This is a genomic window from Kineosporiaceae bacterium (assembly GCA_016713225.1).
In the GTDB taxonomy this organism is placed as follows: Bacteria; Actinomycetota; Actinomycetes; order Actinomycetales; family Kineosporiaceae; genus JADJPO01.
The window spans coordinates 390718-416761 of sequence record JADJPO010000002.1 but is presented as its reverse complement, the minus strand read 5'-3'; the positions used below and the strand labels follow the sequence as shown (position 1 = coordinate 416761).

Annotated in this window: 13 protein-coding genes; 2 read left to right on the top strand and 11 right to left on the bottom strand. The window is 71.3% G+C overall.

Annotated features, from left to right (window positions below; translation table 11 throughout):
• The first annotated feature begins 31 nt into the window (after positions 1–31).
• Positions 32–4828 (top strand): SDR family NAD(P)-dependent oxidoreductase, encoded by a 4797-nt coding sequence (locus tag IPK24_07955; protein ID MBK8075485.1) that lies wholly within the window; start codon positions 32–34, stop codon positions 4826–4828.
• On the top strand, positions 4825–8691 hold the full coding sequence (locus IPK24_07950; GenBank protein ID MBK8075484.1) for an SDR family NAD(P)-dependent oxidoreductase: 3867 nt from the start codon (positions 4825–4827) through the stop codon (positions 8689–8691). Before IPK24_07955 ends, IPK24_07950 begins: the two co-directional genes overlap by 4 nt.
• On the opposite strand, the gene IPK24_07945 is transcribed toward IPK24_07950, so the two are convergent.
• The 11 genes from IPK24_07945 to IPK24_07895 all read right to left on the bottom strand — a co-directional run bounded on the left by IPK24_07945 (position 8688) and on the right by IPK24_07895 (position 25785).
• The gene (locus IPK24_07945; protein MBK8075483.1) at positions 8688–11048 is read right to left on the bottom strand and encodes a lantibiotic dehydratase; all 2361 of its coding nucleotides are present in this window, start codon (positions 11046–11048) and stop codon (positions 8688–8690) included. The genes IPK24_07950 and IPK24_07945 overlap by 4 nt on opposite strands.
• Positions 11045–16849, bottom strand: a complete 5805-nt coding sequence (locus IPK24_07940) for an AMP-binding protein (protein MBK8075482.1) — start codon at positions 16847–16849, stop codon at positions 11045–11047. Before IPK24_07940 ends, IPK24_07945 begins: the two co-directional genes overlap by 4 nt.
• A gap of 14 nt (positions 16850–16863) precedes the next feature.
• Complete coding sequence (locus IPK24_07935) at positions 16864–18276, bottom strand: hypothetical protein (GenBank protein MBK8075481.1); 1413 nt, start codon at positions 18274–18276, stop codon at positions 16864–16866.
• 147 nt (positions 18277–18423) lie between these two features.
• The gene (locus IPK24_07930; protein ID MBK8075480.1) at positions 18424–19053 is read right to left on the bottom strand and encodes a response regulator transcription factor; all 630 of its coding nucleotides are present in this window, start codon (positions 19051–19053) and stop codon (positions 18424–18426) included.
• A gap of 216 nt (positions 19054–19269) precedes the next feature.
• Entirely contained in the window at positions 19270–20412 is a 1143-nt protein-coding gene (locus IPK24_07925; GenBank protein ID MBK8075479.1) for an acyl-CoA/acyl-ACP dehydrogenase, read from the bottom strand.
• 219 nt (positions 20413–20631) lie between these two features.
• Positions 20632–21288, bottom strand: coding sequence for a 4'-phosphopantetheinyl transferase superfamily protein (locus IPK24_07920; GenBank protein ID MBK8075478.1), 657 nt, complete (start codon positions 21286–21288; stop codon positions 20632–20634).
• Positions 21285–22139: a metallophosphoesterase gene (locus tag IPK24_07915; protein MBK8075477.1), complete on the bottom strand. Its 855-nt coding sequence runs from the start codon at positions 22137–22139 to the stop codon at positions 21285–21287. The genes IPK24_07920 and IPK24_07915 overlap by 4 nt, the downstream gene beginning before the upstream one ends.
• A gap of 63 nt (positions 22140–22202) precedes the next feature.
• Positions 22203–22958 carry an ABC transporter permease gene (locus tag IPK24_07910; protein ID MBK8075476.1) on the bottom strand — a complete coding sequence of 252 codons (756 nt, stop codon included), beginning with the start codon at positions 22956–22958 and terminating at the stop codon, positions 22203–22205.
• Complete coding sequence (locus IPK24_07905) at positions 22955–23884, bottom strand: ABC transporter ATP-binding protein (GenBank protein MBK8075475.1); 930 nt, start codon at positions 23882–23884, stop codon at positions 22955–22957. The genes IPK24_07910 and IPK24_07905 overlap by 4 nt, the downstream gene beginning before the upstream one ends.
• A gap of 48 nt (positions 23885–23932) precedes the next feature.
• Positions 23933–24628: a response regulator transcription factor gene (locus IPK24_07900; GenBank protein ID MBK8075474.1), complete on the bottom strand. Its 696-nt coding sequence runs from the start codon at positions 24626–24628 to the stop codon at positions 23933–23935.
• The gene (locus IPK24_07895; GenBank protein ID MBK8075473.1) at positions 24625–25785 is read right to left on the bottom strand and encodes a sensor histidine kinase; all 1161 of its coding nucleotides are present in this window, start codon (positions 25783–25785) and stop codon (positions 24625–24627) included. The genes IPK24_07900 and IPK24_07895 overlap by 4 nt, the downstream gene beginning before the upstream one ends.
• Positions 25786–26044: the final 259 nt, after the last annotated feature.

Genomic DNA, 26044 nt, shown 5'->3' with positions numbered 1-26044 from the left:
GCACTCGATGTGTCCCGGCAGAGGTGGCGCCATGCCCGATCGAATGATCCGCGACCAGGACGTGGCCGTCATCGCGATGGCCGGCAGGTTCCCGGGGGCGCCCTCCGTGGCGCAGTTCTGGCAGAACCTGTGTGACGGCGTGGAGTCGATCCACGATGTGACCGACGAGGACCTGGCCGCAGCGGGCTATCACGCGTATCAGGCCGGTCATCCCGACTACGTGCGGCGGCGTCCGGTCCTCGACGACATCCGGGGCTTCGATGCCACCTTCTTCGGATACAGCCCGCGGGAGGCCTCGATCGCCGACCCGCAGCAGCGCATCTTCCTGGAGTGCTGTCACGAGACGCTGGAGTTGGCCGGGTACGGCATCCCCGGTGCGCGGGACCGCGTGGGCCTGTTCGCCGGCAGCAACCTGAGCTCGTACATGTACGACCGGTTCGGTGACCCCGACGTGGCGCTGCACATCGACCCCTACGAGATGGTCATCGGCAACGACAAGGACGCCTTGACCACGGTGGTCGCCTATCGGCTGGACCTGACGGGCCCGGCGGTCACGGTGCAGAGCTTCTGCTCGACCTCTGCCGTGGCGATCCACCTCGCCTGCCAGAGCCTGCGGCACGGTGAGTGCGACATGGCCCTGGCCGGTGGCGTGTGCGTCCGGGTGCCGGACCGGGTGGGCTACGTCTACGTCCAGGGCGGCATGCTCGCCCCGGACGGCGTGATCCGGACCTTCGATGCCAAGGCCCAGGGATCGGTCTTCGGTGACGGTTCCGGGGTGGTCCTGCTCAAGCCGTTGCGCCGGGCGTTGGAGGACCGCGACACCGTGCTGGCGGTGATCCGCGGGTCGGCCATGAACAACGACGGTTTCGCCAAGTTCAGCTACACGGCTCCCAGCGTCGCCGGCCAGTCGACCGCGATCGAGGCCGCCCTGGCGGACGCCGAGGTCTCACCCCGCGACATCTCCTACGTCGAGGCTCACGGCACGGCGACGGCACTCGGCGATCCGATCGAGGTCTCGGCGCTGACCCGCGCCTTTCGGTCCGCCGAGAAGGCCTACTCCGGCAGCGATCTGAGAGATCGGCAGTACTGCGCCATCGGCTCGGTCAAGACGAACGTCGGGCACCTCGACCGCGCCGCCACGGTCACCGGGATGATCAAGGTCGTCGAGGCCCTGCGGCACGGACTGATCCCGCGGTCGCTGAACTTCGAGACCCCCAACGCCGAGATCGACTTCCCCCACAGCCCGTTCTACGTGGCGGCCGACCCGGTGCCCTGGCCGAAGCAGTCGGGGCACCCGAGGCTGGCCGGCCTGAACGGGTTGGGCATGGGGGGAACCAACGTCCATGTGGTGTTGGAGGAGGCCCCCGACGCACCGGTGCGCCGGCCGAGCCCGCGGCGATGGCACCTGTTGCCGGTCTCCGGACGTACCGAGCAGGCCGCCAACGACTACTGCGAACACCTGGCTGCCCACCTCGGCGAGGCCGACGCTGCCGGGCAGAGCCTCGACCTGGCCGATGCCTCGTTCACCCTGGAGGTCGGCCGGGCACCGATGGCGCATCGGCGTGCCGTCATCGCCGACTCGGCAGGGGCCGCTGCGGCCGCCTTTGCCGGGCGGCCCGGCCAGGACTCGGTGCTCCTGGCCCGGCACGACCCGGTGAAGGGCCGCCGGTCGATCTTCATGTTCGCCGGTGTCGGTGAGCACTACACCGGCATGGTGTCCGACCTGTACGCCCACGAGCCCACCTTCCGCCGGCACCTGAACGAGGGCCAGGAACTGCTGTCGACGTTCGCCCCGATCGACGTCCTGACCCCGTTGACCACCCGCTCCCCGGACGCTGCGCGTCCCGATCTCGCCGTCCTCATGGGGCGCCAGGCGCCGTCCGATCGCGGCCCGCTCAGCAACACCGCCGTGGCCCAGCCCGCGGTGTTCCTGGCCGAGCTGGCGCTGGCTCGGACCCTGATCGACTGGGGCGTCGTCCCGGACCTGGTGCTCGGCTTCAGCGTCGGTGAGTACGTGGCGGCCTGTCTGGCCGGCGTCCTCAGCGCGCCGGACGCGGTCCGTATGGTCGCCCACCGCGCGGCGCTCATCGCCGAACTGCCCCAGGGGTCGATGCTGGCCGTCGGCCGCAGCTGGGAGGCACTGCAGGCCCTGGTGCCCGACCTGGCCGACCGCGGCGTCGAGCTGTCCGCCGACGTCCCGGGACAGGTGGTGATCGGCGGCAGCGTCGACGCGATCGCCGACGTGGCGAGCGAGCTGCGCGCCCGGGGCGCCGTCTGCCGCGAACTGGACACCAGCCATGCCTTCCACACCGGGCTGCTGCGGCCGGTGGCCGAGGATCTCACCGCGTGGGTGGCCGCGAACATCACCCTCGGGGCGCCCACCCTCGGATTGGTGTCCAACGTGACGGGTGAACTGGCGGACGCCGCGCTGGTCACCGATCCGGCCTACTGGGCCGAGCACATGTGCCGTCCGGTGCAGTTCTCCACCTCGCTGGCGACCGCCCTCGCCCGGTCGAGTCACCTGTTCGTCGAGATCGGGCCGGGCAAGTCGCTGGGGGCGATGGTCAGGTCCCACCCCGAGTGTGACCGCTCCCGCTGGCCCCTGGTCGTGTCCACCGCACCGGGCGCCCTGGACACCATGGCCGGGGACCGCGCCTTGGTCGGCGCCCTGGCCGAACTCCAGCTCGCCGGGGTCGACGTCGACTGGACCGCCTACCATCGGCTCGACCTGGACCGCGTCCCGGGGCGGGTACCGATGCCCACCTATCCCTTCCAGCGCCAGCCCTACTGGTTCGTGACCCCGTCCGAGGCCGACGGCGGCGGCTCCGCAACCAGCGCGGCCTCGGGCCCGGAGGACCTGCTCAGCGAGTACGAGACGTTGCCCCTGCTGCCCGAGAGCAGTTGGCTGAACCTGGGCGTCTGGAAGGAACGCGCACCGCGTCCGGCACTCAGCGACCCGGGCGAGCGCTGGGTGATCTTCACCGATGACGGCGACGCCGACGCCGTCGCGCGGGCCGTGGGGGCGGCGCTGGCCGGGGCCGAGCGCAGCGTCACCCTGGTGCGTCCGGGGGCCGACTTCGCTCGGGACGAGAAGGGGTTCCGGGTCCGCCCCGGCAGCATCGAGGACATCCTCGAGCTGTTCGTGCGACTCAAGCAGCAAGGCGGCACACCGGATCGCGTCGTGCACCTGTGGACCCTCGCCGAGGCCTCGGCGCGGGACACCGTCGAACTCGGCCTGAACACGCTGATCGCCATCGCCCGAGCAGCCCGCGAGGTGGGCTTCGACACCTGGGCGCTGGACGTCGTGACGTCCGGCACGCTCCAGGTCGGTGACGACGATCCGATCGTGCCGGCACGCGCCACGGTGCACGGCCCCTGCACCATCCTGCCCGTGGAGGATCCCGGTGGCACGATCCGGCTGGTGGACCTGGTCCACGGTCGGCCGGCACCGGTCGATCACGTCGTCCGCGAGCTGCTGACCGCACCGGCCAACCAGGTGCTGGCGCTGCGCGGGGGGCGGCGATGGATGCCGGACTTCGAGATCCTCGAGCTGGCCGACGAACTCGATCCGCAGGCTGTTCCCTTGCGCGACAACGGGGTCTACCTCGTCACGGGTGGTCTCGGCGGGATCGGGCTGGCCCTGGCCGAGCGACTGGCCCGAGACGCCCACGCCCGCTTGGTGCTGATGGGCCGCACGCCCACCCCGGCGCGCGAACGGTGGGGGGCGATCCTGGCCGATCCGACCACCCGGGCCGAGGTTCGCCGGCGGATCGAGGGGCTGCAGCTGCTCGATTCGTTGGGGTGTGAGTTCGAGGTGGTGGCCGGCAACGTCGCCGAACCGGCGGACGTCGTCCGGGCGGTGCAGCGAGCCCGAGAACGCTTCGGCGCGCTGCACGGCATCATCCATGCGGCCGGGGTGCCCGGCATGGGCATGATGCAGTTCAAGACGATCGACGATGTCGAACGCGTTCTGGCGCCGAAGGTCTGGGGCACCCTGGCGATCGCCGAGGCCATCGGGGACGATCCCCTCGACTTCCTGGTGCTGTTCTCCTCCGTCGCCGCCTGGACCGGCGCGCTCGGTCAGGCCGACTACTCGGCGGCCAACGCCTTCCTCGATGCCTTCGCCCGCAGCGGCGCCCTGCGCCAGACCAAGGTGGTCTCGATCGGCTGGGGCGAGTGGACGTGGAACGGCTGGGAGGAAGGGCTCGCCGGCTACGAGCCGGTGCTGCGCGCGTTCTACATCCACCATCGCGAGGTGTTCGGCATCGACTTCGATGCCGGGTGGCGGTGCCTGAAGCGCATCCTCACCCTGGATGTGCCGCACCTGGTGGTGAACACCCAGGACTTCTCCACCTCGCTCGCCGGCAGCCGCAACTACACGATCCGCGACATCCAGGCAGGTGCCCGCAAAGGCCGTGGTGACCAACGGTATCCGCGGCCCGAACTCTCGACGCCGTACATCTCACCTGCCACCCCGCAGGAGGAGGCGGTTGCCGAGATCTGGGGCGAATGGCTCGGGATCGACCAGGTCGGCGTCCAGGACAACTTCTTCGATCTCGGCGGCAATTCGCTCATCGGGGTCGGCGTCACCGATGCGGTGCGAGCGGCGCTGGAACTCGACCACCTGCCGGCGCACCTGCTCTACCAGGCCCCGACCGTGTCGGCGCTCACGGCCGCCGCGCTGGCCAGCCGGGCAGCAGACCCGGGCGAGGTCGGGGAGGCGCCGGTCGAGGAGCCGATCGTGCGAGAACCGGACGACGAGCGGGCCCAGTTGCGTCAGAAGCGGTTGGCCCAGCGCCGCACCAGTGTCCGAGGGGAGGCCCGGTGAGCCAGGTCGACTATGACAGCGCCGTCGCGATCGTCGGCATGGCCGGACGGTTCCCGGGCGCCGACACGGTCTCGCAGCTGTGGGCCAACTCGGCGACGGGCCGGCTCGGCCTACGTGAGGTCACCGAGGACGAGTTGGTGTCGGTCGGGGTACCGCCGGGGCATGTCGCCGACCCCGACTACGTCCGGGTCACCGGCTCCATCGAGGGCATCGAACGGTTCGACGCCGCCATGTTCGGCCTGAGCCGGCACGAGGCCGAGTTGATGGACCCGCAACATCGGCTCTTCCTGGAGACCTGTGTCGAGGTGCTGGAGAACGCCGGCTACCCGGCCATGGGCATGACCGACAAGGTGGGCGTCTACGCCGGGTGTGGGTTCCCGGACTACACCTGGAACGTGGCCTTCGGTGCCGCCCCGGGGCCCGGAGGCGCCCTGCTCATGGCGATCGGCACCGAGCGTGACTCACTGGGATCGTATGCCTCGTACAAACTGGGGCTGCGGGGGCCGAGCATCACGGTGCAGACCTTCTGCTCCACCTCGTTGATCGCCGTGCACCTGGGGGTGCAGGGACTGCTCAACTACGAGTGCGATGTCGCCCTGGCAGGCGGGGTGTTCCTCCCCCTGCCGCAGGGCGCGGGGTACTTCTTCGAGGAGGGGAGCATCTACTCCCCCGACGGGCGGGTGCTGCCGTTCGACGCCGGTGCCCGGGGCAGCGTGATGGGCAGCGGCGTGGCCCTCGTGGCGCTCAAACGCCTACCCGACGCGCTCGATGCCGGCGACCACATCAGCGCGATCATCCTCGGATCGGCCACGAACAACGACGGTTCCCAGTGCGCCGGTTACACCGCTCCCGGGGTCGACGGGCAGGCCGCGGTGATCGCCGACGCGATCGCCTTCGCCGGCGTCCCCCCGGCCACCATCGGCTACGTGGAGTGTCACGGCACCGGCACCGTGCTGGGCGACTCGATCGAGATCGCCGCGATGGCGCAGGTCTTCCCCGATCGAGCCGACGACCGCCTGGTGCTGGCCTCCCTCAAGGCGAACATCGGGCATCTCGACCGGGCGGCGGGCGTCAGCAGCCTGATTCGAGCAGCCCTGGCGCTGGAGAACCAGGTCCTGCCCGCGACCCCCACCTTCCGGACCCCGAACGGCGCACTGGCCAACGCCCGCAAGAAGTTCACGGTGCTGACCCAGGCCAGGCCCTGGCCGGTCGGGGCGCACCCCCGACGGGCCGGGGTGAGCGCGTTCGGGCTCGGCGGCTCCAACGCGCACGTCGTCCTGGAGGAGGCACCGCAACGGCCGCCAGCCGCGGCCGAGCCCGGCCCGTTCCTGCTCACCCTGTCGGGGCGCGACGCCACGGTGGTGGACCAGGCCACGGCGAACCTCGCCGCCCACCTCGACGGGCACGAGGACCCGATCGCCGACGTCGCCTTCACCCAGCAGGTCTCACGATCCACCTTCCCCGTGCGCCGGGCGGTGGTGTGCGACGACCTGGCCGATGCGCGAGCGGCTCTGGGCGATCCGTCCCGATGGCTGGACGGCGAAGCCCGGGCCCACAACCCCCGGGTGGAGCTCGTGCTGCCGGATCCGGCCCGCGCCGATCCCGCATGGTGCGCGCAGGTCTCGGGTGCTGCACACCGCATCGCCCGCGACCTCGACGAGATCGATTCCGCGGCAGCAGGTTCTGCGAGCTCGGCCCAGCTGACGGACACGGTGCTGGCCGTGGCTGCTGCGCTGCGTGCCGTGGGCGTCTCCGTGCACGCTGTCGACGGCCCGGAGCTGGCGATCGTGGGTGAGGTTCGCGACGCCCTCGGCCTCGGTGCGGGCCGGCACGGTCAGGTGGCGATCGACATCGCGCCCGACGGCCGGTCGCCGGCGCACTGGATGGCGCACACGGTGGCTCGGTTGTGGCAGGCCGGTTGTGAGATCGATTGGGCGGCACTGTATGCCGGCCGACCGCGGCGCGTCCCGTTGCCCACCTACCCGTTCCAGCGCCGCCGCTACTGGGTGGAGCGTCCCTCGCTGACGGCTCCGCTGCCGGAGCCGTCAGGCCGCGTCGACGACCTCGACCGCTGGACCTACGTGCCCACCTGGCGCAGCAGCCCCCGGGCCATCCGGGACGAGACCGCCGCCCTCCGGGAGGCCGGCCCCTGGCTGGTTCTGGCCGCCGAGCCCCGGGGAGTCCTGCTCGCCGAACACCTTCGGCGCCTGGGCGCCGACGTGACCCTGGCACAGCTGCGTAGGCGGCAGGACGGCGACAGCCGGCCCGGTGGGGTGGTCGGTGAGCTGACGGGTGAGGTGATCGACCCGGCAACAGCCGCGGCCGACCTCGAGGCCCTGCTGCGAGCCGCCGCGCAGCTGCCGCGCGTCGTGGTGCACGCCGGCGCTCTCGGCGATCGCACCGATGGCCCGGCCTCGATCGACACCCCCGGCGACCCCCTGCTGACGGGGTACCGGATCGCGCTGGCCCTGGTCACGGCCTTCAACGCGGTCTCGCCCGGCACCGACGTCGAGCTGCTCGCCCTGACCGACGCCGCGACGGCCTTCGGCGATGTACCGCCGGGCAGTTCGGCCCAGGCGGCACTGGCCGCTCTGCTACCGGTGCTGGCCCAGGAGAACCCCGGCTGGGTCTGCCGTCACCTCGACATCGGCACCGGCCTGCCCGTGCCACCCGCCCACGTGGTCGCGGAGGCTCTCGAGGAGCACGCCGGACCGGTGGCGCTACGCGGCTCGACCCGATGGACACGAGCGTTCGACCATGTGCCGCTGGCTGCCCAGGGGCAGACCTGGAGCCTGCCGCCCGGCGGGGTGATGCTCGTGACCGGCGGGCTCGGAAAGGTCGGGCTGGCGTTGGCTCGTCATGCCGCTCTGGATCGCGGCTGCCGCGTGGTGCTGCTCGGGCGTACTCCGGTGCCGCCGCGAGCCCGGTGGAGCGAACTCGCCTCGGGCACCACCCCGGCTGCCGCCCGACTGCAGGCACTGCTGGCGATCGAGGAGCGGGGCGGCCAGGTCGAGGTCGTGACGGCCGACGTCGCGGACGTCGACCAGGTGCGCGCCGCCATCGAGACGACGCTCCAGCGATTCGGTGCCCTGGACCTCGTGGTGCACGCCGCCGGCAGTTCGGCCGCCGACGGCTTCGGCCCCGCGCAGTTGGTGTGCGAGGCGGGTACCGCGGGACACTTCGATGCCAAGGTGGCCGGGTTGCGTGCCCTGGACGACGCCCTGGGCGATCGCGATGTCGCACTGGTGGCCTTCTCGTCGCTGTCGGCGACCCTCGGTGGTCTTGCCCTCGGGCCCTATGCAGCGGCCAACGCCGCGTTGGACGTCGAGGTGCTCTCGCGGCGGGTACGAGGCCGCCGCTGGTGCACCGTGCACTGGGACACCTGGGGCATCGACGGCGGAGACCCGTTCTCCGCCGGGGAGTTCGACATGGCCCCGAGTGAGGCGATGCAGATCTTCGATCGGATCGTCGCGGCCGTCGACCAGGTCGACCACCTCGTCATCTCGACCGGTCCGCTCGACGCCCGGTTCACGCAGTGGGTGGTCGAGAGCGGGCTGGGCGGCGTCCTCGGCGACGACGGCGAGCGCGATCCCCGCCCGGATCTGTCCACTCCGTACGCCGAACCGGCACCCGGTCTGCAGTCCGACCTGGCCGAGATCCTGACCGTCGTGCTCCGGCTGGAACGGGTCGGGCTGGACGATGACTTCTTCGCCCTCGGCGGCAACTCCGTGTTGGCCATCGCCCTGATCGCCAGGATCCGCAAGCAGCTGCAGATCCCGGTCCCGACGTCGGCTGTCATGGGTTACCCGACCGTGCGCGGATTGGCGGCCCAGATCACGGAGATGGCGGCCACGCCCGGCTAGACCGGCCCAGCGCCTGATCGGTCGACGATCGCCACGCGAAACTCACTGGTGCTGTGCCGATCCGGAGCTCCGTGCGGCAGCCAGAGGTGGTCGGGGTGCGGGTGCATCTCGGTCACGGTGACCAGACCGTCGGGAGCGGTGCGCCGACTGCGGCGCAGCTGAGCCGCGCACATGTTGATCAGTAGCGGACTGGTCAGATCGACGTAGCACGGCTTGGGGTGGTCGGGAAAGCGCACGAAGACGAACCGAGGAAGACCCAACCGCCCCGCCCATTCCCGAACCCGTCGATACCGTTCCGGGTCGCCGGCCGTCTCGCCCCAGGTCAACGAGGCGGCCGGGACTCGCCACTGCTCCCGAGCCACGGTGAGCCGGTCGATGTCGATCCGCGGCCGGTGTTCCGCAGTCGGGAAGGGGACGAAGGAGTCGGGGAGGACATCACCGAGGAATTCGCCGAGCACCGCCATCGGGTGCCACCGGCGCCCACCCTCGGCCTCCACCCACAATCCGTCGTCGGCGCGCACGAGGGCCAGGGTGGCGAGCGGGACTCCCGGTCCGGGAACGCTCGACCGGGGTGGTTCGGCAACGAGCCGCAGATAGTCCAACCGCTCGCTGGTCAGGTGGGGCGAGGGATGGGACCGCCCGCTGACCCCCGGCCACCCCGAGGGGAAGATCGGCACCATCCAGGACTCCCGGCCCAGGTCCTCGTCCATCGCCGTGCGCAGGTCCTCCGGCCACGGCGCCGACTGGACGAACAGGCCCTGGTTCAGCGTGTTGACCCCGCAGTGCATCTCGCCGAGCACCCACTGGTATTCGCCGCGGCGAACAGCCTCGACGTCGGACGCGGCGAGCAGCAGATCGGGTGAGTGGCATCGGCCCGACAGCCACGGGACGGGCCGAGCCGGGAACCGCTCCGCCACGGCCGCTTCGAGGTCACCGGCCGCCACGCGATGGTGCCGCACTCCCGGTGGCACCGGCAGGATGGCGGCCCAACGGCGGCCCAGGTCTGCCACCAGGCCCCCGACGTCGGCACGAAAGGCCTCGGGGGTACAGCGCAGCCAGTACTGGGCCGCCACCCGGTTCAAGGGTTGGCGCCCACCACCGAGCCCGGTGTGGATGCCCTCGAGCAGGTGGAGGTGCGCCTCGGCCACCGCTCCCACGAGCCACTGCGCCGAGGCCAGCATGAGCCGCAACGGGGGAGCAACGCACGTCAACATGTTCTGGCTCAACCGAACCCGCACCGTATTGGTGCAGTCATGGACGACGGGAGTGCGCCCCCGCAGGTCGGCCTCCAGCTGGCGGTTGGCGGGCTTCCCGCTGAGCTCGGCGAACATGGTGGTCAGCCGATCCAGCTCGATCATCAGGTGGCGGGGATCGCCGGCAGCCCGGTCCACCCGCGCGACCGCCGACCGCAGGCGAGCCACCAACGGCAGGTACCGCTCCCGCACCACCGGGTCGGGTACGGCACCGAGTTGCGCCTCGAGCGGGTCGAGCGGGTCGTCGTCCGGGGGAACGTGCAGCCCCAGGACGACGAGTCCCTGCCGACACAGGGTGAGGACGTGACCCTCGACCTCCTGTGGCGAGTCGAGACCGGGGACGCCGGCGTCCGACAACCGCTCGGTCATCTCGGCCAGGGTCGTGCGGCCATCGCAGGCTGCCAGCACGGCGAACCGCTGAACGGACAGGGGGAGCCGGCCGAGGGCGCTCGACACCGTCCCGTGCTCGGCCCGCACCGCCGGAGCCAATCCGGGTCGCAGCTGGCGACGCAGCGCCGGGTCCCGGCCCCACCGGTCGGCGAGGACGGCGACGGCCCAGGTCTCCAGCCGAACCCGGCGGGTGGCGATCGTCCCCGCGGCGCCCTGGACGGCGAGCAGTGGGTTGCCGTCCGTGTCCGCCGACGATTCCCACCGAGCCCATCCCACCGACCCGAAGAAGCCGATCGACTCATTGCGGCAGTGGTATCGCTGGACGTAGCGAGCGAGCACCGTCTCGATCTGGCGCCGACGATAGTTGCGACGAGGCGACGTCGGGTCGGCGACGAAGGGGTCGAGCGCGGTCTTCACCAACCGCGGGTGCTGCCAGGCGATCGCCTCGCGGAAGGCCGGGCCGTCGGCGATCTGAGCCAGGTACGCGCATTCGGACTCGAACGCCCGGGTCCACATCTCGGGCTCGGTCGGCCGGGCTGGTGACGCCGGATCGAGCTCGGCGTCGACCTGCGCTGCCAGCTCCGGGCAACCGAGCCGCAGCATGTCCTCGAACGCGAACCCGGCGGAGCGCACCGCGACATCCCGCCACATCCACCACTGACCGCCCAGCGACACACTCGGCCCATCGCGGTCGACACCGGGATCGAGCGTCATCCGCGGATCCCCCGAGGCGCGAGTGCGTCCGCGATGGTGATCCGCAACTCGCTCGTGTAGCGCCGTCCGGCCGCATCGGTCAGCCACAGCTGATCCGGGCCGGGGTACATCTCGACGAACGTGACCGTGGCCTCGCCGGACCGGGCCACCCGCCGCAACTCGCGCACCAGCAGGGCACCCAACACCGGACTCTTCAGATCGAGGTAGATCGGTTTGGTGCCCGGTGCCGCCCGCCAGAACGTGTGCCGGGCGATGCCGTGCGCGGTGGCGATCTCGCACAACCCCCGGTAGGCCTCCGATTCGGGGACGGCCGTCAGCGAGATCAACTCCGCTGCGGGGATCCGCCAGGTCTCCCGCGCGATCACCAGCCGGTCGATGGTCACCCGGGGTGAGTGCGGTGCCTCGGGCAGGACCTGGAAGCGGTTGGCCGCCATGTAGCCGACGTACTCTCCCAGGACGGCGATGAGCGGGTAGGTGCGCCCATCGGGCAGGGTGGCCACCAGCCCCCCGCCGTCACGGGTCACCACGATGTCAGCGGCCGCGATCACCGGTCCGGGTGGGCGACGCTCGCCGATGCCCTCACCGAAGGACAGGTAGATGAACGCGGCCGAATGGCCGTCGGGCGGCGGGTAGTCCCAGCCGGTGATGGAGGTCAACTCGCCCCGGACGTGCAACGGGACGAATCGGGGCTCGTCGTCCGAGAGCGCGAGGTCGGCGAGGCGACGCACCTCGCCGGGCCACGGTTCGCTGTCGGTGAAGGACCTCCCATCGACGGTGATCATGCACGCGTGCACCTCACCGAGGACGAATTCGGCTCTGCCCGAGACGATGTCGTCTGCGTCGGCGGCGGCGATCATGACGTCCGGACTGTGGTGACGGGCAGCGGCGAAGCCCGCGGGCGGCCCGTCGAACTGCTCGCCCACCGCCGACGCGAGGTCCGCACTCGCGCGCCGAACGCCGCCCGCGGTCGGGTCGACCGCGAGGACGACGCCCCACCGCCGACGGAGATCCTCGATCACCTCGTCGAGGATCCGGCCCGTGGCCACGTGGGGCAGCACCCGCTGGCAGAGGGCGTTGAGCTGGACGCGCTCGCTGCCGAACAGCACCCGCAGATCGTCGTACTCCCGCTCGGCGAGCTCGCTGAAGCGCTCACCCGCCGAACGGGCCAGCCAGCGGGCACTCTGCATCACCAGGTTCAGCGGGGCGACGAGGTCGTCGACGAGACCTGCCCCGAGCCGCAGCTCGAGGTCGCGCTGCGCCTGACCGACCGCCATGCGCCGACCGACCTGCGACTCGGCCCGGGTGCGTACCGCTCGCCCCCCGGTGCATCGGGTGAACCACTCGCCCAGCTGCTCGAGCGCATCGCCCAGCTCCGCCTCGGTGGCGGCACGCTCGACCCGGCCGCGCGCCGCCTCGAGCTCCGCCAGGAGCCGCAACGGCTCACCGGCACTCTGTTCCGGCAGCAGCTCCGACAGCCGTTCACGGAGCCGGAGCTCGGCATCGAGATCGGGCGGGACGTGGAGCGCTCGGTCCACGAACCCCTGGTCGCCGAGGCGGAGCAGCACGGCCTCGACCTGCTGGATCGGCCGGTCCAGGGCTGCCGCCAGGTCGGCCGTGAGGCGATGACCGTCGACGAGGGTGACGACGTCGCTCTCGAGGGGGCTCAACGCCGTGGTGTCACCCCCGGGCAGGATCAGCTTTCGCCCCAGCCGGGTGACACCGAAGGCGAGGGAGGGCGGGATGAACCGGGCCACCGCGGGGTCGGCGCAGAGGGTGGCGGCGAGCTCCTCGACCACCCAGTCCTCGACGTACACCCTCATCCGGTGGGACACCCGGGTCCCGGGACGAACCGCGAACACCGGGGCGCCGTCCTCGATCCTCACCCAGCGAACCGGCCCGTAGAAGCCGACCGACTCGTTCTTGGTGTGATAGCGCTGGAGGTACTTCACCAGGGTGTGCTCACTGGCTCGCCGACGGCTGGTGCGGGGCCCATCGGGCTCGGCGAGCAGCCAGTCGAGGGACAGCGACAGGACAGCAGGGTTCTGCCACTGCAACGCCGTGCGGAAGTCCTCGCGACGGGCCAGGTCGAGTACGGCCTGCCGCCCCGCGCGCAGGGCTGCCTCGACGTCCGGGGAATCGATCCCGGCCGTGCCCCAGCTGCCCTCACCGAGCGCGCTGTGCAGGTCCGAGAAGGCAAACCCGGCGCTGCGCAGGACGACCGGACGCCACAACAGCCAGCCGTCGCCGAGCGGGATCCGGTCATCCTCCTCGCCGCGGGGGCCGGGCGCCGGTCCGGGATCGGTCGCGTTCTCGGATCGCAGGCCCGGGGAGCGGCGGGCGGCCAACCGCCGGGCGGACTCGACCCGTCGGTCCTGCGCCGTCGAGGTCGCCGGGCGCGAGCGGGCCGAGGGCTCGTTCCCGGGACGACGCGACAACGCCCGCGCCAGCGAGCGCACCGTGGGGTTCTCGTACAGCGTGGTGAGGGGAAGCGTCGTGCCGAACTCCCGCCGGACGGCCGCCTGCAGCCGGATCATGCTCAGTGAGGAGCCGCCCAGGTCGAAGAAGGAGTCCGTGACCTCGAGGCGATCCACGCCGAGCACCGTGGACCACACCCGGGCCAGACGAGATTCCGTGGGGTCGCCGGCGGCGATCACCGAGGCAGCGACCGCAGGGCGCGCCGCCGCCACGGGCAGAGCACGTCGATCGACCTTGCCCGTCGGACCCAGGGGCAGCTGTTCGAGCATCACGATCGAGGTCGGCACACCGGCCGCCGGCAGAACGGTTGCCAGGTGGGCGCGCAACTGCGGGCCGGTGACGTCACGGCCGACGACGAAGGACACCAGTTCCGTGCCGTCCGGGCCCTCGCGCGCGACGGTGATGCTGTTGCTCACCCGCGCGTCGAGGGCGAGCGCGCGGTCGGTCTCCAGGGGATGCACCCGGTGACCACGCACCTTGACCAGGTCGTCGTCGCGGCCGAGATGCTCCACCGAGCTATCCGTGCGGTACCGCCCCAGATCGCCGGTCACGAAGCGCATCACGCCGGCGACGGGGTCGGGGGTCAGGGCCGCCAGATCCTCGGGATCGCTGTCCGGCAGCAGCCCGGCCAGGTGTCGGCTGCGGACCACCAGCCGTCCCGGCTGCCCGATGCCGCAGCGACTGCCGTCGGCATCGAGCACCAGCACCTGGCTACCGGGTGCTGCCGTGCCCAACTGGGGCGAGCTGCCGGGGGTGAGCCGTCGGACGGAGACCAGCTGAGGCGTCTGCGTCGTGCCGTATCCGTTGACCAGCTGGGCACACGGCGCGACCCGGGCCAGGCGATCGACGTCGGCGGCGGTCACGGTGTCCCCGGCGAGGCAGACCAGGCGCACGTCCTCGAGGACGACCTGCTGGGCCGCGATCAGCCGTGCCACCTGTGGAGTCAGGTGCATCACGCTCACCCGCTCGCGCCGCAGCCAGTGCGCCAACCGCTCCGGATCGGCGTAGGTCTCGGGTGTGGGGATGCACAGCGTCCCGCCGAGCCAGATCGGCAGCAGCACGTCGCGCAGCAGCGGATCGTGCGCGATCCCCGACAACAGGCTGACCCGGTCATCGGCTCGCAACTCGAAGGCCGCGGCGTACCACGACAGGAAGTGCTCCACCGGGCCGAGATCGCCGACCACCCCGGTGGGGCGCCCGGTGGTGCCCGAGGTGAATGCCACGTACCCGGGACGGCGCTGGACGCCGATCGCCTGCGCCGGCCGCGCGGTCGGCGTCGCCGGGAGGACGTCGACGACCCGCGCCGTGGCGTCGAGGTGGACGGTCACCGGCACCGAGAACGCGGGGGCGGGCCGGTCACGGATCAGCATCGCGGGGCGCACCCGGGCCAGGATCTCCTGATGCCGCGCCGGCGGATGCCGGGGGTCGAGCATCAGCACCTGGGCCGGCAGCGACCACGCGGCGAGCATCGAGACCACGAGCGGGAGCCCTCGATCGGCGTACACCGCGACGAGGTCACCGCCGCCGATCCCACCCTCCCTCAGTTCGGCGGCCAGGCGCCGAACCCCCTCGGCCAACTCGGTTCCCGAGACATCGCGATCGCCGGCACGTACCGCGACGTCGTGGGGCCGGTCCCGGGACATCGCCGAGATCCGTTGCCCCACCGTCGATCCCTGCCACGGCGCGGCCACGGCATCCTGGCCGGCCCCGCTCGCGCCGTCCGTGGCCAACACGTCGTCGAGGTCCGGCAGCCCGGCCGATCGGGTCGTCGCCGGGCGATGGCTTCTCAGCGGCACCTGCGGCGCGGCCACGGCGGCCCGGAGCAGCCCGTGGAACTGTTCCAGGAACTCCTCGGCCGCCTCCGGTGAGCAGACGGTCGGTTCGTAGATCAGGTCGACGGTGATCTGCTCGTCGTCCTCGACGATGTAGATCCCCAGATCGAACAGCGCCGGGGGCTGCGTGACCTCGACGATCGTGGTGCTCAGCCCGTGCATCGTCGGAGGACGCAAGGGTTCCCCCAGATCGTTCACCCACACCCGGAAGGGGGGAGTCCGGTTCCCGCGGTGGGTGGCGATCCCCTCGGCGAGCAGATCGAACGGCACCACGTCGACCGTCGCCTCGCGCACGGCCCGGTGTGCCTGGTCGAGCAGGGAGTACAGGTCGCCGGAGCCGGACAGCTGGAGCCGGACGAGGCCGGTCTCGAGGAAGAACCCGAGCAGCTCGTGCGCGCAGGCCGGCTCGCGCACACTGATCGGGAATCCGAGGTAGTGCTCGTCGTGTCCCGACCACCGCGCCACGAGCTCACCGCACATCGCGAGCAGCGTGACGAACACCGTCGTGCGACGACCCGCGGCGAGCGACCGGATCGCCTCGGTGGTCGCCGGGCTCAGCACACACCGGACGCGCTCCCCGATGCCGTCGGCGGATCGGCCCGGCATCGCCTCCAGGGGCAGGGGGTGGTCGGGCAGCCCGCCGAGCGCTGTCCGTCGCCGGTCCAGCCGGTCGGGGTCTGGCGCAGCCCTCGCGGCCCGTTGCCAGGTGACGAGGTCGCCGTAGGACGTTTCCGGCGGGTCGGTCGGTAACGACGTCCCGAGGGCCGCAGCCGTGTACAGCGTGCCCAACTCGGCCAGCAGCAGGCGCAGGGAGTCCCCGTCCGTCGCGATGTGATGGGTCGAGACGAGCAACCAGTGGCGATCGCCACCGACGGGCAGGACGGCGCAGCGCACCGGAGGCTGCCGGCGCAGCTCGAACGGGAGTTGCAGGAACTGGTTCGCCCGTACGTGGGCATCGGGGGCCTCGCTCGCCGCCAGGGTGGGCACCTCGACGGGAGCCGGGGGCAGGACCTGCCCGATCGGACCACCCGAGCCGTCGGGGTGCTCCGGGAACACCGTGCGCAAGGGCTCGTGGCGTCGCACCAGTTCGGTCAGGGCCTCGTCGAGTGCCGCTCGGTGCAGTGGCCCGTCGAGCTGGATGATCAACGGGACGTTGTAGGAGAAACTCAGGGGCCGCAACCGGTTGAGCAGCCAGAGCCGCAGCTGTCCCGGACTCAGGGGGTGCGTCGCCGGGTCGGCCCGGAGCGGGATGTCGGGCTCGGGTGCCCGGAGCCCGCCGACGTGGGCGGTGAAGGCACCGAACGTGGGGTGGTCGAAGACGGCCCGAGCCTTGACCTCCACCCCGAGCTCACCAGACAGCCGGCGTGCGAGGCGAGCAGCGCAGACCGAATCACCACCGAGGGCGAAGAAATTGTCGTCCTCGTCCAGGTCGTCGGTGCTCAGCGCCTCGGCCCAGGCAGATCGGACCCGTTCCCGACACGAGTCGGTCCCCACGCTCTCCGCCACCATCAGACGCGCCCCGCGGGATCGATCCGCTGGGCGGACAACACCTCCACGAGCTCACCGAGCCCGGTCCCCCAGTCGGTTCGCGCAAGCAGGTCGAGCGAGTCCGCCCAGCGGCGCAACACGGCGTCCAGCTCGGTCGGGGTGTGCCCACACCAACTGCTCGCCCCCAGGGTCAACGCCGCCGACTGCACCCTGCGCATCGGGGGTGCCCCTTCGATGACGAACAGGTCGAGGTCGGCTCCGGTGGGGCAGATGGAGACCGCGGTCCGCGTCGCGATCGCCTCGCCCAGTCGGCGTCCGGCCTGTCGGCCACCGCTGAGATCCTTGGGGAGGTACACCATCGCGCACGTCGGCCCGCCGGGGACCCCATCGGCCAGGACGTCCTGGACCAACTCCCACGGAACGCGCTGGTCGGCCAGCGCCTGGAAGACCTCCGCGCGCACGGTGCGCAGGTACTGGGCGATCGTGCCCTCGCGAGTCGGCAGCCGCAGCACGACCTCGGTGGCCAGGCCGCCGACGACTGCCTGCTCGTCGGCGTCCTCCCGCGCCGCGAAGGTCGACCGCAGGGCGAGCGGAGGACGAACCGGCGGCCCGGCGTCCGCGCTCGCCGGATCCGCGCTGCGCCGGAGTTCGACCGCGTCGACGCACCCCGCGACCAGTGCCGCCGCCGCCACGGCGAGCATGGTGCTGCGCCCTGTGCGGATGGCCGCGTGGAGGGCGGCGGCCACGTCCTCGTCCAAGGCCAGGAACTGTTCTGCCTCAGGGTGTTCGACGTCGCCCGGCGGGGTGTGGACGCCGATCGGCTCCAGGCCCGGCCAGTGATGCCAGGCTCCGCGGACAGCGGCGCGACGGCGCTCGACGGCAGCGCTGCCATCCGGTCCGGTCAGCCATGCCTGTCGCCGGCGCCACAGGCGGGAGTAGCCGTCCGGGGCGGTCCCGGCCGGGGCGAGCAGGTCCTCGACCAGGTGGCTGACCGACCAGGCATCACAGACCAGCGGGTCGACGGCCAGGACCAGCAGGTGACGACGAGGACCGGCGGTGACGACGGTGAGCCGGGCCCGGGTGGTGGCCTCGGGCGGGAACGGGACGGCCGACTGCGCGGCGGCGACGTCCTCGGCCGCACGCCATCGACCGGCCTGGTCGGGGCCGTCGACCTCGACCACGCGGACCTCCGGTAGAGCGGCCCCCAGGGCGTGGCTCCCCTCGGTGCCGAACACCGCGCGCAAGGCCGGCCGCCGTTCGAGCATCTGGGCGAACCGGCCGCGCAGGTCCTGGAGGTCGAGAGGGCCGCTGAGTTCCACGCCCACGGTCAAACAGTGCTGCAACCGGCCGGTCAGTCCACGTTCGGCGATCTCCCCGAGTCGGTGGCGCTGGGACGGGCTGTTGGGCAGTTGTTCCCGCGCCTGGTTCATCATCGATCGTCCCCACTCCCGACGACGCCTGAGCGGCGGACGCACCGCCCCCGCCATGGTCCAGCCGCGCGCGTGGGGCGACAACGTCTCATTCCTGTGTCATCCCTTGTGGCATCGCGCCGCGAGGGTCACGCGAGGGTCACGGCCGGCTCAGCCGGTGGGCAACAGGTGCAGGTCGATCGCGAGCCTGGTCAGTTGCGCCTTGTTCCCACCGCCGAGCTTCTGACGCAGCCGGTAGACGTAGGTGTCGACGGTGGACTTGGTCAGATTGAGCCGGGTGCCGATCTGTTTGTGGGTCATGCCTTGCGCGATCATGACCAGGACGTCGCGCTCCCGAGCGGTGAGGTTCTGGACGGAGGCAGGCGGTCCGACCGGCTCCACCGGCTCCTCCAGGAACAGCCGGTCCAGCGGTCGACCGAGGTAGATCCCACCGTGACCCACCGCGCTGATCGCGTTGACCAGCGTGGAGAGGTCCGTGGTCTTGCTGATGAAACCCCGTGCACCGTCGCTGATCGCGGATCGGACCAAGCCGGTGTCGGTGCAGTCACTGATGAGCAGGAGCGAACAACGCCGAGGGGTCCGCGCGATGTCGGCCCTGCGGTGTGCGGCGACGAAGGGGTCGATGAGCACCACACAGGAGCGTGCCCCGATCGCCTCGACGCATTGCTGGAGGTTCTCGAACACCCCGACCGCGCTGAGCAGGGGGTGTTGGGCGATGCACTGGATGGCGCCACCCATGGCGATCGAGTCATCGCGGATCACCGCCACCGAGATGGTCACGAAGGCATCCCCCTCACGTGTCCTCGCGGTGCTCGCCCATGGTGATCGCGGCCGGTCGCCGAGCCGCCACACGCCCGCGGCCCACCCGAACGATTCGGACACGAAATCATGCCATCCAGTCCCAGATGCTCCCGTACCAGGAGTAAACCGGCAAGGGTGCTGGCGGGTGGTCTGGCACTCCTGCGCCAGGCGAGCGCCCTCGTCGGCCTGTGCGGCTCACAACCCCAACCCCTTGCCGATCAACTCACGCTGGATCTCGCTGGTGCCGCCGTAGATGGTCGACAGCAGCGCCATCCGGGCCGCCCGCTCCAGACCGAACTCGCTGGACACCCCGGCGGCTCCCATCAACTGCATGGCCTCGAGCGTGGTCCGCCGGGCGGTCTCGGTGACCTTCAGCTTGACCATGGCTGCGCGCTGAGGCGACAGCTTGCTCCGGTCGCGGTCCGCGCTTCGGGCCGCGTCGTAGACCAGCAGCCGACAGCACTCGAGCTCGGTCGCGAGATCGGCGCATCGATGACGCACGGCCTGGAAGGTCCCGACCGGCTGCCCGAACTGCTCGCGCTCCTTGACGAACTGCAGGACGTCGTCGAAGGCCCGGCGGGCCAGGCCGAGCATGGCCGCCGAGATCACCAGCCGTTCGAAGGTCAACCCCGACATGACCTGCAACCAGCCCTGACCGACCAGCCCCACCACCGCGGTCCGTGGCACGTGACAGTCGGTGAGGAACACCTCGTTCAGCTCCGCACCGGCCAGTGACCGAATCGGCCTGATCTCGACCCCGGGGGCGTCGGCGGGAACCTGGAACAAGGTCAGACCGGCGTGACGGTCCCCCGTGTCGTCGGTGCGGGCCAGCACCAACAGGTGATCGGCGAGATGCGCGTTGGAACACCAGCTCTTCTGACCGTTGAGCACGAAGCCGTCGTCGAGCCGATCGGCCCGGCACCGGGCACCCGCGACGTCGGACCCGGAGCCCGGTTCCGACAGCGCGAGGGACTCCACCCTGCCCGCGGCGATGCCACCCAGGATGGTCGCCTTCTGCTCGGGCGTTCCGAAGCGCAGGTACCACGAGCCCACGATGGCCGAGGTGGGGTACGCCCCGATGGGGGCCAGGCCGTGGTTGGCGGCATCCAGGAAGCAGCACAGATCGACCAGTCCGCCGCCGGATCCACCGAACTCGGTGGGGATCGCGATCCCCAGCCACCCCAGGTCCGCCATCTTGCGTGCGATCAGCGGGCTGTGGACCTCGAACCCACCATCGGTCAGCCGGTCGCGGTCCGCAACCGTGCCGACCTCCTTGCGGCAGAAGTCCGCCACGGCAGCCGCGAGAGTGGTCGGCTCATCGTCGGTTCCGATCGACATGTGTCTCCCTGGAGGCGGGTCCGGCCTGCGGTCCATGTCTCATTTCTATGACACATTTTCTGACGTCTACATTCTGTCCAGCGGCATTTCCCTGCTGCCACAAGCGAATTCGCGTGTCGGCGTGACCTCTGTGCTACTGGATCGAACCGGTCGCCGTCCAGTGTTCGCGGCCACGAGATACGTCGCGGCCACCTCTCCACGACGCCCGTCACCGCGGCGTCAACCGGCGACGGGGACGGTCACCGCTGTGACGACCAGGCCACCGGCCACGATCCAGCGGCCGTGCACCGAGGCGAACGGCCGAGCCCGCGGCTCCAGCTCGCCACCCACCACGTCGGCCCGAAACGAGCCGTGTTCGTCGAAGGTCACGACCACGTCCTCGAAGCCGAGCCAGCACCGAGCCGACGGGAACCACGCCTTGTACACGCTCTCCTTGGCGCTGAACGCCAACCGGCCCCAGGGCAGGTCCGGGTGACGACGAGCCAGCGATGCCAGCCGCTCACGCTCCCCGGGCAGGGTGACCAGCTCGAGGACGCCCTCGGGCAGTGGGGCATCCTCCTCCGCGTCGATCCCCAGGCCGGCGAACTGGGTGGCCCGGGCGACAGCCGCCGCCCGATAGCCAGGGCAGTGCGTCATCGACCCCACGACTCCCGGCGGCCAGGTCGGGGCTCCCCGATCCCCGGGGACCATCGGCGGCCGAGGAAACCCCAACCGCGCCAAGGCGAGTCGCGCACACCCCCGGACCGATCGGAACTCCCTGCGCCTGATCGGGGCCACCCGCGCGACCGCGGCCTCCTCCACCCCGAACAGCGGCTCGTCCAGATCGCCCACGGTGTCTGCCGAGGCCACGTTTCCCGGGAGCAGGGCCTCGATCACCGACTACTCCGACGCGGCAGGATCCGCCGTGGCCCCCGCGGGCCGCCGACGGCTGCCCACTCGGCGGGGTACCCCAAGGAGACCTCCACGAACGGGACGCCGTCGTAGGTCGTCGTCCGGGGAATGTGCAGGTGGCCGTACACCGCGACCCGGCAGCGATACCGACGGTGCCAGTCCGCCGTCTGCACGGTGCCGCACCACTGAGCGAACTCGGGGTGCCGCAGGACGGCTGTGGGCTCACGCACCAACGGGAAATGGTTCACCAGAACCAGCGGCAACGCCGGGTCCAGGGCATCCAGACGCCGCCGGGTCGCCTCCACCCGGGCACGACACCACGCCTCGCGGCCGGGATGCGGATCAGGGTGGAGCAGGAACTCGTCGACGCAGACGATCCCGTTCTCGTGCGCCAGCTCCAGGCTCTCGGTCCGGGACGACGTCCCGGGGGCCAGGAACGTGTAGTCGTAGAGCAGGAACAGGGGGACGACGACAACCGGCCCATCGTCGTCCGGCCAGATCGGATAGTCGTCCTCCGGGGTGACGACCCCGAGCCCCCGCACCAGGTCGACCAGGTACCGGTACCGCTCTTCTCCCCGGAGCTGGAGCGGGTCGGACGGATGCGTCCAGAGTTCATGGTTGCCCGGAACCCAGATCACCTTGGCGTAACGGGACGCCAGCGTGCCCAGCGCCCATTCGAGCTGAGCGCTCGTCTCGCCCACGTCGCCGGCGACGATCAGCCAATCCGCCGCGGACGCCGGTCGCGCCGCCTCGACCTCACGACGACACCGGGGAAAACCGACATGCAGGTCGCTCCACGCCCAGAGCGTGGGCTCTGCGGGCCGACCGGACGTCACGGGGCACCAGTGTACGGATGGCCGGATCTCGAACACCGGGTCGGCGGCCGGTCCGAGGCGGCCTCAACGGCGTCGACCGAGCACCCCCAGGGCCGCGACGACGACGACGAGCCAGATCAGCAGCGCGAACAGGTCGCCCTCGGCACTGCCCGTTCCGAGCCACGGTTTGCGCACGGCCGCGGCCACCCGCCCCAGGGGCAACAGGTCGGCGACGATCCCCATGGCCTCGGGCATCACCTCCCGGGGAGGGCCACCCGCCCCGAGCAACCACATCGGGAAGAAGGCCAACAGACCCATGGCCTGGGCCGACCGCGCGGTGGGGGCGAGCAGCCCGAGCACCGCCCCGATGCCGATCATGACCACGCCGCCGAGCGCGAGACCCGCCAGCGCGCGGCCGGGGTCGTGCACCGCGGGAACACCGTAGACCGGCGCCGCGACGGCGAGCACCACGACCCCACCCAGCAGGACCAGGACGACCGTCACCAGTACCTGGGCGCCGAGCACGTAGCGGGTGCCGATCCCCGCGCTCGCGAACCGCCGCAGGACCCCTCGCTCGCGATACCCCGAGAGCATCACCGGCAGACCCACGAGGGCCAGCGCCCCGAGCGGGACGATCACGTAGTCGGCGACGAAGTAGTCGTCGGGTGAGGCACCTCCGTAATCCGAGGACGGGTCGGTGCCGAAGATCCCGCCGAGGATCAACATCAGCAGAACCGGGAAGGCGAAGGCGAAGACCATCGAGGCCCATTCGCGGGTCATCAGGCGCAGTTCGGTACGAGCGATCGTCAGCACCGCGCCCGCCGGGCTCACCGCGGTCACGACGCGACCCGCTGCAGATCGGCCGCCGGCCCATCGGTCAGCGCCAGGAAGACGTCCTCGAGACTCGGCCTCGTGACCGTGAAGTCCTCGGGCGTCAGACCCCGTCGCCACAGCTCACCGGCCACCATCACCACCGAGGCAGCCTCACTCACCACCCGCGCACGGATCCCGTCGTGGGAGATCTCCACCACGCCGGGAAGGGATTCCAGGCCGGCGAGGGCATCGGAGGTGACCGTGAAGCCGATGCACACCGGCCCCCCCAGGCGCGTGACGAGCTCCTGAGGCGTACCGGAGGCTGCGACCCGGCCACGGTGAACCAGCACGAGTCGGTCGGACAGTCGTTCGGCCTCGTCCATGTCATGGGTGACCAACACGACGGTCGCGCCCTGGTCACGAACCCGTTCGACCAGCCGCCAGGTGTCGCGCCGAGCGGCCGGGTCGAGGCCCTGGGTGAGCTCGTCGAGAAAGACCAGACTCGGACGGTTGACCAGTGCCAGCGCGATGAACAACCGCTGGCGCTCGCCGCCGGACAGCCCACCGAACGCGGCACCACCCAGCGAGTCGAGCCCCCATTCGGCCCGGAGCCGGCGCCAGTCCACGACATCCCCGGCGAGCCGGGCGAAGAGCCTGAGCGCCTCGTCGACCCGCAACCGGTCGGGCAGCGCGCAGGACTGCAGTTGCGAACCGATCACCTCGCGCAATCGATGCCGGTGGCGGTTCGGATCGACGCCGGCCACGAGCACCTCCCCGCCGTCGCGACGGCGCAGGCCCTGGACGATCTCGACGATGCTGGTCTTGCCCATGCCGTTGCGTCCGACGATGCCGAGGATCTCTCCACCCAGCACGTCGAAGGAGACCTCGTGCAGCACCTGGCGGGCACCGTAGGACTTGCGCAACCCGCGGACGGTGACGATCGGCGTCCTCATGCCTCGACGCTAGGCCCTGTCGCGATGGCGCGCGTCAGCCGAAGGATGTCAGTCGGGGTACCCCGTGCGAGGTAGCTCGCCGGGCCGCACCAGCCCGGTCTCGTACGCGAACACGGCCGCCTGAACCCGGCTCGTGAGACCGAGTTTGCCCAGCACGCGGGAGACATGAGTCTTGGCCGTCAGCTCGGAGATGGACAGGCTGCCCGCGATCTCCCGGTTGGACTGACCCCGGGCCAGCCGTTCGAGCACCTCGCGCTCTCGTTCGGTGAGCACCTCGAGCGCCGGCGAGGCCGGTCTCGGCGCGGGGGCGGCAGGCAGGGTCCGACTCGCGACGATGCGGTCCACCAACCGACGAGTGGTGACCGGCGAGATGACGGCACCGCCATCCACCGCGGCGCGGACGGCGTCCAACAGCTGCGCGGGTGGGGTGTCCTTGACGAGGAAGCCCACAGCACCCGCCTCCAGTGCATCGAAGACGTTGTCGTCGGTGTCGAACGTCGTCAGGATCAGCACCCTGGGGCGTTCGGCACGCTCACTGAGCCTGCGGGTCGCGGAGATGCCGTCGAGTCGGGGCATGCGGATGTCCATCAGCACCACGTCCGGCGCCAACTGCTCGGCCAACGCGACCGCCTGCTCACCGTCGCCCGCCTCACCGACGACCTCCACCCCATCGGTGGCCTCGAGCAACGCGCAGAAGCCGGCTCGGACCAGCGCCTGGTCATCGACCACCAGAACCCGGATCATCCGACCACCCGATCGTGCTGGAGCGGAAATGTCGCCCGGACACGGAACCCGTTGCCGGCAGAGCCGTTACCAGCTTCCAGCACCCCGTCATAGAGCGTCACCCGTTCGGCCATCCCGCTCAGCCCCTGACCCCGTCGGACGCCGTCCGGAGCCCCCGGGCCATGGTCGGCGACCTCGACCTCGACGGTGTGCGACTGCCAGCGCAGGTGTACGTCGACCCGCGATCCGGGCGCGTGTTTGGAGGCGTTGGTGAGGGACTCCTGCATCACGCGGTACACGGCGAGATCGAGCCCGGGGGACAAGGGCGCGGGGGACCCCTTCTGATGCATCGACACCCGCAGCCCCGTGGCGCGGGCGTTGTCGAGCAACAGCGGCAGGTCGGCCACGCCGGGTTGCGGCGGTGCCGCTGCCGCGTGGTCGCGCGGCCGCAGCACCAGCAACATCCGCCGGAGCTCCGCCAGCGCCTCGCGGCCGGTGCCCTCGATCACGCCCAGGGCCTCCGCCGCCCGCTCCGGCCGGGACGCGATCAGGTGCCCGCCGACCCCGGCCTGAACGGTGATGACGCTCATTGCGTGGGCGACGACATCGTGCAACTCCCGGGCCAACCGCGCGCGCTCCCGGGCGACCGCCTGATCCGCGAGGGCGTGCCGGGCCTGTTCGAGTTCGCGGGTGCGCACCTCCAGCTGCGAGGCATAGCTGCGGCGGCCGGCGTCGACCACGCCGAGCCACCAGACGATGACGAACACCAGCGCGACATAGATCAGATCGTCGACCGAGGTCGGCCAGTACCCGGTGACGGCAGCTCCGAGCATCCAGGCCGGGGTCGCCAGCGCGAGCCCCCGGACCCACAGCGGGCGGTTCCAGGCGCCGGCGGCGTAGAGCGCCACCAGCGTCGGCATCGATTGCAGGACATGCCCTTCGCGCACCAGGTCGCTGCCGGGGGGGTCGAGCCAGAGCTGGTAGGTCACCGAGAACGCCAACACCACGACCACGGGGTTGCGAGCCACGAGCAGCACGGGCGCGGTGTTGAGCAGGACGAGCGCGCAGGCCGCTACGCCGGTCAGCTCGCCCTGCTGCAGGGCCGAGGCGGCGAACACCACGGCCAAGGCGACCGTCAGGGCCACCAGCCGACCGCCGCGCATCAGGTCCACACTCACCTGCCCGTTTCGCGGTGCTCGTGGGGCACGACGCCCGGGACCTCGCCGTGGCCCGAATACCTGGATGTCAACGGTGCGCGGGTCCTGCCCGACGGGCGTGCGGCCATGATTCTCATCCCGGGTCTGGTGGACGTGAAGGGTGGCATGACCCCCGCGAGGTCGTCTGGGTGAGCCGCCAATTACAGCATCCGATGCACCACCAGTGCCATGCCCCCCGAGGGCGACAGTTGTCACGACCGCCTCGGTTGCCACCTGACCA

Bases quoted from the DNA above. Each gene is read 5' to 3' on its own strand.
- IPK24_07945 (MBK8075483.1), bottom strand. From the start codon at position 11,048: ATGACGCTCGATCCCGGTGTCGACCGCGATGGGCCGAGTGTGTCGCTG.
- IPK24_07925 (MBK8075479.1), bottom strand. From the start codon at position 20,412: ATGTCGATCGGAACCGACGATGAGCCGACCACTCTCGCGGCTGCCGTG.
- IPK24_07900 (MBK8075474.1), bottom strand. From the start codon at position 24,628: ATGATCCGGGTTCTGGTGGTCGATGACCAGGCGCTGGTCCGAGCCGGC.
- IPK24_07955 (MBK8075485.1), top strand. From the start codon at position 32: ATGCCCGATCGAATGATCCGCGACCAGGACGTGGCCGTCATCGCGATG.
- IPK24_07905 (MBK8075475.1), bottom strand. From the start codon at position 23,884: ATGAGGACGCCGATCGTCACCGTCCGCGGGTTGCGCAAGTCCTACGGT.
- IPK24_07935 (MBK8075481.1), bottom strand. From the start codon at position 18,276: ATGATGAACCAGGCGCGGGAACAACTGCCCAACAGCCCGTCCCAGCGC.